This window comes from Anaeromyxobacter diazotrophicus, assembly GCF_013340205.1.
Lineage (GTDB): Bacteria > Myxococcota > Myxococcia > Myxococcales > Anaeromyxobacteraceae > Anaeromyxobacter_A > Anaeromyxobacter_A diazotrophicus.
The window spans coordinates 459,950-471,249 of sequence record NZ_BJTG01000001.1 but is presented as its reverse complement, the minus strand read 5'-3'; the positions used below and the strand labels follow the sequence as shown (position 1 = coordinate 471,249).

General features: G+C 72.8%; 10 protein-coding genes. All 10 read left to right on the top strand.

Features of this window, described 5'->3' with window-relative positions:
• The first annotated feature begins 53 nt into the window (after window positions 1–53).
• Window positions 54–1,373 carry a thymidine phosphorylase gene (locus HWY08_RS02080; RefSeq protein ID WP_176062814.1) on the top strand — a complete coding sequence of 440 codons (1,320 nt, stop codon included), beginning with the start codon at window positions 54–56 and terminating at the stop codon, window positions 1,371–1,373.
• Window positions 1,370–2,215, top strand: a complete 846-nt coding sequence (locus HWY08_RS02075; RefSeq protein ID WP_176062456.1) for a purine-nucleoside phosphorylase — start codon at window positions 1,370–1,372, stop codon at window positions 2,213–2,215. The genes HWY08_RS02080 and HWY08_RS02075 overlap by 4 nt, the downstream gene beginning before the upstream one ends.
• Before the next feature lie 41 nt (window positions 2,216–2,256).
• A complete protein-coding gene (locus HWY08_RS02070) occupies window positions 2,257–2,613 on the top strand; it encodes a PilZ domain-containing protein (protein ID WP_176062455.1) in 357 nt (118 codons plus the stop codon).
• Window positions 2,610–3,005 carry a cytidine deaminase gene (cdd, locus tag HWY08_RS02065; protein ID WP_176062454.1) on the top strand — a complete coding sequence of 132 codons (396 nt, stop codon included), beginning with the start codon at window positions 2,610–2,612 and terminating at the stop codon, window positions 3,003–3,005. Before HWY08_RS02070 ends, cdd begins: the two co-directional genes overlap by 4 nt.
• Window positions 3,006–3,064: 59 nt before the next feature.
• On the top strand, window positions 3,065–3,997 hold the full coding sequence (gene ribF, locus HWY08_RS02060; protein ID WP_176062453.1) for a riboflavin biosynthesis protein RibF: 933 nt from the start codon (window positions 3,065–3,067) through the stop codon (window positions 3,995–3,997).
• A gap of 123 nt (window positions 3,998–4,120) precedes the next feature.
• Window positions 4,121–5,830, top strand: coding sequence for a type IV-A pilus assembly ATPase PilB (pilB, locus tag HWY08_RS02055; RefSeq protein ID WP_176062452.1), 1,710 nt, complete (start codon window positions 4,121–4,123; stop codon window positions 5,828–5,830).
• Between the two features lie 13 nt (window positions 5,831–5,843).
• A complete protein-coding gene (locus tag HWY08_RS02050; protein WP_176062451.1) occupies window positions 5,844–6,941 on the top strand; it encodes a type IV pilus twitching motility protein PilT in 1,098 nt (365 codons plus the stop codon).
• Window positions 6,942–7,023: 82 nt separating this feature from the next.
• Window positions 7,024–8,283 carry a type IV pilus assembly protein PilC gene (gene pilC / locus HWY08_RS02045; protein ID WP_176062450.1) on the top strand — a complete coding sequence of 420 codons (1,260 nt, stop codon included), beginning with the start codon at window positions 7,024–7,026 and terminating at the stop codon, window positions 8,281–8,283.
• A gap of 2 nt (window positions 8,284–8,285) precedes the next feature.
• On the top strand, window positions 8,286–9,893 hold the full coding sequence (locus HWY08_RS02040; protein ID WP_235969406.1) for an ATP-binding protein: 1,608 nt from the start codon (window positions 8,286–8,288) through the stop codon (window positions 9,891–9,893).
• An 8-nt stretch (window positions 9,894–9,901) separates the two neighbouring features.
• A complete protein-coding gene (locus HWY08_RS02035; RefSeq protein WP_176062449.1) occupies window positions 9,902–11,284 on the top strand; it encodes a sigma-54-dependent transcriptional regulator in 1,383 nt (460 codons plus the stop codon).
• The last annotated feature ends 16 nt before the right edge of the window (window positions 11,285–11,300 follow it).

Here is an 11,300-nt window from a genome sequence, read left to right as displayed (position 1 = left end):
GCGCGGCCCCGAAGAGCTTGTCGATTCCGGACGCCGCGTGCTACCTCCGGGAGGTGCTGCCGGTCGAGCTCATCAAGGCGAAGCGGGACGGGCGCGCGCTCCCGCCCGAGGCGCTGCAAGGGCTCGTCGAGGCGTACGTCGCGGGCCGGGTCCCCGACTACCAGATGGCCGCCTTCTGCATGGCGGTCTTCTTCCGCGGCATGACCGCCGCGGAGACCTCCGCGCTCACGCAGGCCATGCTCCGCTCGGGCGAGGTGCTCGACCTCTCCGATCTCCCCGGGGTCAAGGTCGACAAGCACTCGACCGGCGGGGTGGGCGACAAGGTCTCGCTGGCGCTCGCCCCCATCGCCGCCGCCTGCGGGGTGGTGGTGCCCATGATCTCGGGGCGCGGCCTCGGCCACACCGGCGGCACGCTCGACAAGCTCGAGGCGATCCCGGGCTTCCAGGTGCGGCTCCCGGTGGAGCGCTTCCGGGAGGTGCTGGCGTCGGTCGGCGCCTGCCTCATCGGGCAGACCGACCGGCTGGCGCCCGCCGACCGCCGCCTCTACGCGCTGCGCGACGTGACCGGCACCGTCGAGTCCATCCCGCTCATCGCCTCCTCCATCATGTCGAAGAAGCTGGCGGAGGGGATCGACGCGCTCGTGCTCGACGTGAAGGTGGGCTCGGGCGCCTTCATGAAGCGCCGGGAGGACGCCGAGGCGCTGGCGCGCGCGCTCATCGCCATCGGGCAGGGCATGGGCAAGCGCGTGGTCGCGCTGCTCACCGGCATGGACGAGCCGCTCGGGCGCGCGGTCGGCAACGCGCTCGAGGTGAAGGAGGCGGTGGAGCTCCTCCACGACGGCGGCCCGGCGGACCTGCGGGAGGTGACCTTCGCGCTCTGCGCCGAGATGGTGCTGCAGGCCGGGCGCGCGCCCGATCTCGCCGGGGCCCTGGCGCAGGTGAGGGCGGTCGTCCGGGACGGGCGCGCCTTCGAGAAGCTCCGCCAGCTCGTGGAGGCGCAGGGCGGCGACGCGGCCGCTCTCCTGGACCTCGGGCGCCTGCCCGCGGCGGAGGGGACGCTCGAGGTGACGGCGCCCGCCGCCGGCGCGGTGCAGGCCATCGACGCGGAGGCGATCGGGGTCGCCGCCGTGGCGCTCGGCGCCGGCCGCTCCCGGGTGGAGGACGCGGTGGACCCCGCGGTCGGGTTCACCCTCCGGAAGAAGGTGGGAGAGCGGGTCCAGGCCGGCGAGCCGCTCGCCACGGTCCACTTCGGCCGCCGCGGCGCCGAGCCCCCCGCGAGGGTGGCGGAGCGGGTGCGGCGCGCTTACCAGATCGGCGCCCAGCCGCCGCCGCCCGCGCCGCTCCTCCTCGCCCGGCTGGTCGACCCGACGTGAGCCGCGCCGAGCTCCACGACCGCCTCTCCTACGCGCTCGCCTACGTGCGCGGCCGCACCGACGCGCCGCCGCGCGCCGGGGTGGTGCTGGGCTCCGGCCTGGGCGGCTTCGCCGCGCGCCTCGGCGGCGCGGTGGCGCTGCCCTACGACCAGATCCCCGAGTTCCCGGTGTCGCGGGTGGCCGGCCACGCCGGGCGGCTCGTCCTCGGCGACCTGCCCGGCGCCGACGGCCCCGTCACCGTGGCGGTGCTGCAGGGGCGGGTGCACGGGTACGAGGGCTGGAGCGCCCTCGACGTCGCCTTCGGGGTGCGCGTGCTGTGCCTGCTCGGCGCCCGGGTGGTGGTGGTCACGAACGCCGCGGGCGCCGTGAACCCCGAGCTCGCGCCGGGCGACCTGGTCCGGATCTCCGACCACCTCAACCTCTCCGGGCACAACCCGCTCACCGGCGCCAACGACGAGCGGCTCGGGCCCCGCTTCCCGGACCTGTCGAACGCCTACGACCCGGCGCTGGGCGCGCGGCTCGAGGCGACCGCCGCGCGGCTCGGCGTCCCGCTGCGCCGCGGCGTCTACGCCTGCATGGCGGGGCCGAGCTACGAGACCCCGGCCGAGATCCGCATGCTGCGCGGGATGGGGGCGGACCTCGTCGGCATGTCCACCGTCCCGGAGGTGATCGCCGCGCGGCACATGGGGGTGCCGGTGGTCGGGGTGTCGCTCGTCACGAACCCGGCGGCCGGGCTGGGGACGGCGCCGCTCTCGCACGAGGAGGTGGCGGCGGTGGCCGCCCGCGAGGGCGAGCGGCTCGGGGCGCTCCTCGCCGCGTTCCTGGGCGAGCTGCGAATTTGAGCCGCGCGCCGGGGGGCGCTACGCTGTCGGTGGAGACGCCCATGAGCCGACGCGACCACGCCGCGCCCCCGCCCCCCGCCGAGGAGGACCGCCGCGACAGCCAGCGCGTGCCCATCCGCCTGCTGGTGCGGGACTCCGCGCTGGGCGGGTCCTTCGAGGAGCGCGCCGGGAACCTCTCCCTCGGCGGCGTCTACTTCGCCGAGGGTCACCCTCCGGCCGGCGCGCGCGTCGAGCTGCGCTTCCTCGTCCCGGGGCTGCGCGGCGAGGTGCGCTGCGAGGGCGAGATCCTGCGCGTCACCCGCGCCGCCGGCGCGTTCGGCGCGCACGTCCGCTTCCAGGACCTGCCGCTCGAGACGGAGCTGGCCATCGCGCGGTACCTCGAGACGGCGCGGACGTGACGGCGCGCGGCGCCCGCCTGGTGGCGAAGGCGCGCGCCGCCCGGCGCCGCGCCTACGCGCCGTACTCGCGCTTCCGCGTCGGCGCCGCGGTGGAGGCCGAGGGGCGGCGCTTCGAGGGCGCGAACCTCGAGAACGCCAGCTACGGCCTCACGATCTGCGCCGAGCGCGCGGCGGTGGCCGCGGCGGTGCTGGCGGGCGCGCGCCGGCTCACGGCCGTCGCGGTGGCGAGCGGCACCGTGCCGCCCACCCCGCCCTGCGGCATGTGCCTGCAGACGCTGGCCGAGTTCGCCGGCCCGGAGCTGGTGGTGCTCCTCGCCGGCGCCCGGGGGGCGGTGGTGGAGACGACCCTCGGCGAGCTGCTCCCGCGCGGCTTCTCGAAGCGGTTCCTCTGATCGCGCCCGCGGGGCGGATCTGCTTCGCCGCCGGGGCGGAATCGGGTTATCTCCCACGCATGGAGGTCTACCGTTCCCTCGCCGAGGCGGGCGCGCTCCGCGGCTGCGCGGTCGCCGTGGGCAACTTCGACGGGGTCCACCTGGGGCACCGGCGCCTCTTCGAGGTGGCGCGCGAGCTCTCCGCCGCGCGCGGGGCGCCGGCCGCGGCGCTCACCTTCGAGCCGCACCCGGTCCGCGTGCTGCGGCCGCAGCTCGCCCCGCCGCTCCTCACGCCGCTGGCGCGGAAGCTGGAGCTCCTCGCCGGCTGCGCGCTCGACGCCGCGGTGGTGCAGCCGTTCGACCTCGCCTACGCCGCCACCGACGCCGAGGCGTTCGTGGCGCGCGACCTCGTCGGCCACCTGGGCGCGCGCGACGTGGTGGTCGGGCAGGACTTCACGGCCGGGCGAGGGCGCACCCGCGTGGACCGCCTGCGGGAGCTGCTCGCCGCGCACGGGGCGCGCCTGACCGTGGTCGAGCCGGTGGCGTGGGAGGGGCTGGTGGTGTCCTCCACCAAGATCCGCGAGCTGCTCCTCGAAGGGCAGGTCGAGGCGGCCGCGCCGCTCCTCGGCCGGCCGCACGACGTGGAGGGCCCGGTCGAGCGCGGCGCCGGCCGCGGGCGCGGCCTCGGGTTCGCGACCGCCAACCTGCGCCCCCAGGCCATGCTGCCCGCGAACGGCGTCTACGCCGTGCGCGCGTGGTCGGGTGGCGCGGAGCTCGCGGGCGTCGCCAATGTCGGCGTCAAGCCCACCGTCCAGCGCTCCGGGACGGTCTCGCTCGAGGCGCACCTCCTCGACGCGGACGCGCGCGACCGCTACGGCGAGCCGCTGCGGGTCGCCTTCGTGGCCCGCCTGCGCGAGGAGCGCCGGTTCGCCTCGCTCGAGGCCCTCCGGGAGCAGATCGCCGAGGACGCCGAGCGCGCCCGGGCCGTACTCTCCGGCGCGGGGACGATGTGAGCCTAGGTCGGATTTTCCGGCGCGTTTTCGCGGTGTTGCGCCTGGCGCTTCCTTGATCCCGCCGCGGAGCGGCTGTTACAGTCCGGCGGTCGGTCGGCTGCCACTCCTACGCGGGATACCACGATGTCGGGACGTCTCGGTGAACTCCTCGTCCGGGAGAATCTCATCTCCCTGCAGCAGCTGCAGAAGGCCCAGGACGAGCAGCGCAAGACGGGCGGCCGCATCGGCTCGCTGCTCGTCAAGACGGGCGCCATCGGCGAGGGCGACCTCACCAACTTCCTCTCCAAGCAGTACGGCGTCCCCGCCATCAGCCTGAAGGACTTCGACGTCGACGACGAGGTCATCAAGCTCGTCCCGAAGAACATCGCCGAGAAGCACCAGGTGGTGCCGGTGAACCGGGCGGGCAGCTCGCTCATCGTCGCCATGAGCGACCCGTCGAACATCTTCGCCATCGACGAGATCAAGTTTCACACCGGGTACAACGTGGAGCCGGTGGTGGCCTCGGAGGCGGCCATCAAGGAGGCCATCGAGCGCTACTACGCCGAGAAGGGCCCCAGCTACGACGAGCTGATGCAGGGCTTCGACGACAGCGAGGTCTCGCTGGTCGAGGGGGCCGAGGGCGGCGAGGAGGTCGTCGACCTCGAGAAGAGCGCCGGCGAGGCCCCGGTCGTGAAGCTGGTGAACCTCATCCTGCTCGACGCCATCAAGAAGGGGGCCTCCGACATCCACGTCGAGCCCTACGAGAAGGACTTCCGCGTCCGCTTCCGCATCGACGGCGTGCTGTACGAGGTGATGAAGCCGCCGATGAAGCTCAAGAACGCGATCATCTCCCGCCTCAAGATCATGAGCGAGCTCGACATCAGCGAGCGCCGGCTGCCGCAGGACGGCCGCATCAAGCTCAAGCTCGGGCGCGGCAAGGAGATGGACTTCCGCGTCTCGGTCTGCCCGACGCTGTTCGGCGAGAAGGTGGTGATGCGCCTCCTCGACAAGTCGAACCTCCAGCTGGACATGACCAAGCTCGGGTTCGAGGAGGCCCAGCTCAAGGACTTCCTGGAGGCGATCGACCGTCCGTACGGCATGGTCCTCGTCACCGGCCCCACCGGCTCGGGCAAGACCACCACGCTCTACTCGGCGCTCTCCAAGCTCAACGAGGTGGCCTGGAACATCAGCACCGCCGAGGACCCGGTCGAGTTCAACTTCTTCGGCATCAACCAGGTGCAGATGCACGAGGACATCGGCCTCAACTTCGCGGCCGCCCTGCGCAGCTTCCTGCGGCAGGACCCCGACATCATCATGGTCGGCGAGATCCGCGACTTCGAGACGGCCGAGATCGGCGTCAAGGCGGCCCTCACCGGCCACCTCGTGCTCTCGACGCTGCACACCAACGACGCGCCGGGCACCATCTCGCGCCTCCTCAACATGGGCATCGAGCCGTTCCTCGTCACCGCCTCGCTCAACGCCATCGTGGCGCAGCGGCTCTGCCGGCGGCTCTGCCCGGAGTGCAAGAAGCCGGCGCAGGTGGACGAGCAGGCGCTCCTCGACGCCGGCATCCCGGCGGAGGAGATCGGCACCTTCACCCCCATGGACAAGGGGGACGGCTGCAAGAACTGCAACGACCGCGGGTTCAAGGGCCGCGTGGCGGTCTACGAGGTGATGCCGCTCTGGGACGGCCTCAAGGAGCTCGTCATCCAGGGCTCCTCGACCGCCGAGCTGAAGCAGGAGGCGATCCGCCTCGGCTTCAAGACGCTGCGCATGAGCGCCCTCGGCAAGGTGAAGCAGGGCGTGACCACCCTCTCCGAGGCGGTGGGCAACACCGCGCCCGATCGGTTCTAGGCGGGACCTCTCCATGGCGAACCTGCACCAGCTGCTCAAGGCGATGGTCGAGAAGGGCGCCTCCGACCTCCACATCACCACCGGCTCGGCGCCCCAGCTCCGCATCGACGGCAAGCTGGTGCCGCTCAAGACGGCCGCGCTCTCGCCGGTGGAGACGAAGCAGCTCTGCTACTCCATCCTCACCGACGCGCAGAAGCACAAGTTCGAGGAGGAGAGCGAGCTCGACCTCTCGTTCGGCGTGAAGGGGCTCTCGCGCTTCCGCGCCAACATCTTCATGCAGCGCGGGGCGGTGGCGGGTGCCTTCCGCACCATCCCGTTCAAGATCCTCTCCTTCCAGGAGCTCGGGCTGCCCGCGATCGTGAGCGAGCTGGCGAAGAAGCCGCGCGGGCTGGTCCTCGTCACCGGGCCCACCGGCTCGGGCAAGTCCACCACGCTCGCCTCGATCATCGACAAGATCAACACCGAGCGGCACGAGCACATCATCACGATCGAGGATCCGATCGAGTACCTGCACCCGCACAAGAACTGCGTCGTCAACCAGCGCGAGGTCGGCGCGGACACGCAGGGCTTCAAGAAGGCGCTGAAGCACATCCTGCGGCAGGACCCGGACGTCGTGCTCATCGGCGAGATGCGCGACCTCGAGACGATCGAGGCGGCGCTCGTCATCTCCGAGACCGGCCACCTCGCCTTCGGCACGCTCCACACCAACAGCTGCGTGCAGACCATCAACCGCATCCTGGACGTCTTCCCGCCCCACCAGCAGCCGCAGGTGCGGGCCCAGCTCTCGTTCGTGCTGGAGGGCGTCCTGACGCAGAACCTGATCCCCCGCGCCGGCGCGCCGGGCCGGGTGCTGGCGCTGGAGGTCATGATCCCCAACGCGGCCATCCGGAACCTCATCCGCGAGGACAAGGTGCACCAGATCTACTCGCAGATGCAGATGGGGCAGCAGAAGTTCGGGATGCAGACCTTCAACCAGAGCCTGGCCGCGCTGGCCGCCAAGAAGCTCATCGCGGTGGAGGAGGCGATGGGGCGCTCGTCGGATCCGGACGAGCTGCGCTCGATGCTCCTCAGCGGCCAGGGCGTCGCGCGCCCGCAGCCGGCGGCGAGGTAGGCGGCGCGCCCACAGCGCGCGATTCGACCAGGACCGGTCGTTGCAATAGACTTCCGCGGGGCAGCGACGCAGCGAGGGGAACATGGCTCAGGCCGCCGTCAACATCTCGAGCAAGGCCGCACCCGCCGCGAAGCTGCCGGTGTGGAAGTGGACCGGCAAGACGCGCCAGGGCGAGGAGCGCCAGGGCGAGATGGAGGCCGCCGACGAGCAGTCGGTGCGCGCCCGCCTGGGGCAGATGGGCCTCGAGCCGACGCGCGTCCGGCGCAAGCTCGGCGAGATCAACCTCTCCCTCCCCGGCCTGCAGGGCGGCGTCACCACCAAGGACATCCTCATCTTCACCCGGCAGTTCTCGGTGATGATCGACGCCGGTCTGCCGCTGGTGCAGGCGCTCGAGATCATCGGGACGCAGGCCGACAACCCCGCCTTCCGCAAGGTGCTCCTCGCCATCAAGTCGAAGGTGGAGGCGGGCTCCACCTTCGCCGACGCGCTGTCGGAGCACCCCAAGGCGTTCGACGACCTGTTCGTACAGCTGGTGCGCGCCGGCGAGATCGGCGGCATCCTCGACACCATCCTGCAGCGGCTCGGCGCGTACATCGAGAAGAACGAGAAGCTCAAGCGGCGCGTCAAGGGCGCCATGACCTACCCCGCCGTGGTGCTCGTGGTGGCGGTGGGCGTGGTGGGCGCGCTGCTCGGCTTCGTCACCCCCACCTTCGAGAAGATGTTCAAGGACTTCGGCGGCACGCTCCCGGCGCCGACCCAGTTCCTCGTGAACCTATCCCACGGCCTGGTCGACAACTGGTACTGGTTCGTCGGGGTCCCGGTCGCCTTCGTCGTCGCCTTCAAGGTGACGCTGCGGCAGCCGAAGGGGCGCGAGGGCTGGGACAAGTTCATCCTCAAGGTCCCGCTCTTCGGGCCCCTGGTGCGCAAGGTGGCGGTGGCGCGCTTCACCCGCACGCTCGGCACCATGCTCTCCTCCGGCGTGCCCATCCTCGACGCGCTCCAGATCGTCGGCCGCGCCGCCGGCAACAAGACCGTCGAGGCGGCCATCATGTACGTCCGCGCCAAGATCTCGGAGGGGAAGAGCATCGCCCAGCCGCTGGCCGAGACCGACGTCTTCCCGCCCATGGTGGTGCAGATGATCGGCGTGGGCGAGGCGACCGGCGCCATGGACGCCATGCTCAACAAGATCGCCGACTTCTACGACGACGAGGTGGACGTGGCGGTCGGGGCGCTGACGAGCATGCTCGAGCCCATCATGATGGTCTTCCTGGGCGGCATCGTCGGCTTCTTCATGATCGCGATGTACCTCCCCATCTTCAGCATCGCCGGCAACATCAAGTAGCGGTGGCCGCGCCCGTCGAGCTGCCCGGCGCGGCGCCGGCCGCCGGCCGGGACCCGCTGTTCCGGAAGCTCGTCTGGCTCACCCTCTTCCGGCTGGTGACGGTGACGGTGCTGCTGGGCGGCACCGTGGCGGCCGCCTGGACCACGCCCGGGTTCATCGGCGAGGTGGCGGGGTCGCTGTTCCGGCTGGTCCTCTTCACCTACGTCGCCTCGCTCGGCCTCGCCCTCGGGCTCCGCTGGCGCGCGGCGCTGCACGCGCTCGCCTACGGGCAGGTGGCGCTCGACGTCGTCATCGCGGCGGCGGTGGTCCGGCTGACCGGCTTCTCGGAGAGCGTGTTCGTCTTCATGTTCCTGTTCGGCATCGTGAACGGGAGCATCCTGCTCTTCCGCCGCGGCGCGGTGGTGGCGGCCGCGCTCTCCATCTCCATCTACCTCCCGCTCGTCACGGTCGGGCCCGCGGTCCGCCCGAGCGCGCCGACGGTGTTCGTCCACCTGTTCGCCTTCGCGGCGACGGCGGCCCTGGCGAGCTACCTCGCCGAGCAGCTCCGCCGGACCGGCGAGCGGCTGGAGGCGCGCGAGGTGGACCTGGCGGCCATCACCGCGCTGCACGAGTCGATCGTGCAGTCGGTGGCGAGCGGGCTCGTCACCATCGACGTGGAGGGCCGCATCACCTTCCTCAACCGGGCCGGGGAGCAGATCACCGGCGTCGAGGCCGCCGCCGTGCGCGGCACGCCCGCCGCCCGCTGGTTCGGCGGCTTCCAGCCGGGGGTGGAGCGAGGCGAGAGCGAGCTCGTGAACGCCCGCGGTGAGCGGCTCTGGCTGGGGTACACGGCCTTCCCCCTGCTGGCGCGCGGGGGGGAGCAGATCGGGCGCGCCGTCATCTTCCAGGACCTCACCGCGCTCCGCCAGCTGCAGGACGAGATGCAGCGCAGCGAGCGGCTGGCCGACCTGGGCCGCGTCGCCGCGGGGCTGGCGCACGAGCTTCGCAACCCGCTCGCCTCGATGGCGGGCTCGGTCGAGCTCCTCCGGGCCTCGTCCGGCCTCACCTCGGGCGACGCGCGGCTGATGGACATCGTGCTGCGCGAGGCGGCGCGGCTGGAGCAGCTGGTGGCCGCGTTCCTCGCCTTCTCGCGGCCCTCCCCGCCGCGCCGCGAGCCGGTCGATCTCGCGCACGCGGTGGCCGAGACGCTGGAGGTCTTCGCGCACGACCCCGCCGCCGGGCGGGTACGGCTCGAGCGGGAGCTCGAGCCCGCCACCGCCTCCTGCGACGCCGGCCAGCTCCGGCAGGTGCTGTGGAACCTGCTCGCGAACGCCGCCCACGCGGCGGGGCAGCGCGAGGGCGGCGGGACGGTCCGCGTGCGCTGCGCTGCCGAGGGGGAGCGCGCCCGGCTGGAGGTGGAGGACGACGGGCCCGGCATCTCCGCCGCCGATCTGCCGCACCTCTTCACCCCGTTCTTCACGACGCGCGAGGGCGGCACCGGCCTCGGGCTCGCGACCGTGCAGCGCATCGTGGACGCCCACGGCGGCGCGGTCGGGGTGGACTCGGTCCCGGGGCAGGGGACCCGCTTCACGGTGCGCCTGCCGGCGGCGGCCCGGCCCGCGGCGGGGTAGGATCGCGCATGGCCTCCATCCTGGTCGTGGACGACGAGCAGTCGATGCGGGAGCTGCTCGAGATCCTCCTCGGCACGGGGGGGCACGAGGTGACCGCGGCGGGCGACGCCGCCGGCGCGCTGGCGCGGCTGGCGGGCGCGGCGTTCGACCTCGTCATCACCGACCTGCGCCTCGGCCGCGGCTCGGGCCTCGACGTCCTCAAGGCGGTGAAGGCCTCCTCCCCCACCACCGAGGTGGTGGTGGTGACCGCCTTCGCCACCACCGAGACCGCCATCCAGGCCATGAAGGCGGGCGCGTACGACTACGTCCTGAAGCCGTTCAAGGTCGAGGAGCTGAAGCTGGTGGTGGAGAAGGCGCTCGAGCACCGGGCGCTCGTGGCGGAGAACCGCGCCCTGCGCCACCGGGTCGGGGAGCACCGGCCGGGCGGCGAGGCGATCCTGGGCGCCTCGCCCCTCATCCAGGAGGTGCGGGAGCTGGTCGAGAAGGTGGCGCCCACCCGCACCACCGTCCTCGTCACCGGCGAGAGCGGCACCGGCAAGGAGGTGGTGGCGCGCGCCATCCACGACAAGGGCCCGCGCCGCGACCAGCCGTTCGTCGCCATCAACTGCGGCGCCATCCCCGAGGGCCTCATCGAGAGCGAGCTGTTCGGCCACGAGAAGGGGAGCTTCACCGGCGCGTCCGAGCAGAAGCAGGGGCTCTTCGAGGTGGCGGGCTCGGGGACGCTCTTCCTCGACGAGGTGGGCGAGCTGCCGCCCGTCCTCCAGGTGCGGCTCCTGCGGGCGCTGCAGGAGCGGAAGATCCGGCGGGTGGGCGGCAGCGCCGACCTGGCGGTGGCGGCCCGCATCATCGCCGCCACCAACCGCGAGCTGGCCGAGGAGGTGAAGGCGGGCCGGTTCCGGGAGGACCTCTTCTACCGGCTGAACGTCATCCAGCTGAAGATGCCGCCCTTGCGCGAGCGGCGCGAGGACCTGCCGCTCTTCCTCGACCACTTCCTCGACCGCTTCGCCGGCGAGCTGGGGCGGCCGCGGCCGTCGGTCTCCCCGGAGGCGCAGCGGCTGCTCCTCGCCTACGCCTATCCCGGCAACGTGCGCGAGCTCGCCAACGTGCTGGAGCGCGCGGTCACGCTGTGCGACGGCGGGGTGATCGAGCCCGCGGTGCTGCCGCCGGCCGTCCGCGGCGCGGCGCCGCTGCCGGCGGCGGCGGGCGCGGCGGCGCTGCCCGACGAGGGGCTCGATCTCCAGGCGCACCTCGACGCCATCGAGCGCGCCATCCTGGAGGAGGCGCTCGGGCGCACCGGGGGCGTGAAGACCGAGGCGGCCCGGCTCCTCAGCCTGACCTTCCGGTCGCTGCGCTACCGCCTGGCCAAGTTCGGCATCGGCGGGGGCCCGTAGGGCCCCCCGCCGGCGC

Bases quoted from the DNA above. Each gene is read 5' to 3' on its own strand.
- HWY08_RS02070 (WP_176062455.1), top strand. From the start codon at position 2,257: ATGAGCCGACGCGACCACGCCGCGCCCCCGCCCCCCGCCGAGGAGGAC.
- ribF (WP_176062453.1), top strand. From the start codon at position 3,065: ATGGAGGTCTACCGTTCCCTCGCCGAGGCGGGCGCGCTCCGCGGCTGC.
- pilB (WP_176062452.1), top strand. From the start codon at position 4,121: ATGTCGGGACGTCTCGGTGAACTCCTCGTCCGGGAGAATCTCATCTCC.
- HWY08_RS02050 (WP_176062451.1), top strand. From the start codon at position 5,844: ATGGCGAACCTGCACCAGCTGCTCAAGGCGATGGTCGAGAAGGGCGCC.
- pilC (WP_176062450.1), top strand. From the start codon at position 7,024: ATGGCTCAGGCCGCCGTCAACATCTCGAGCAAGGCCGCACCCGCCGCG.
- HWY08_RS02035 (WP_176062449.1), top strand. From the start codon at position 9,902: ATGGCCTCCATCCTGGTCGTGGACGACGAGCAGTCGATGCGGGAGCTG.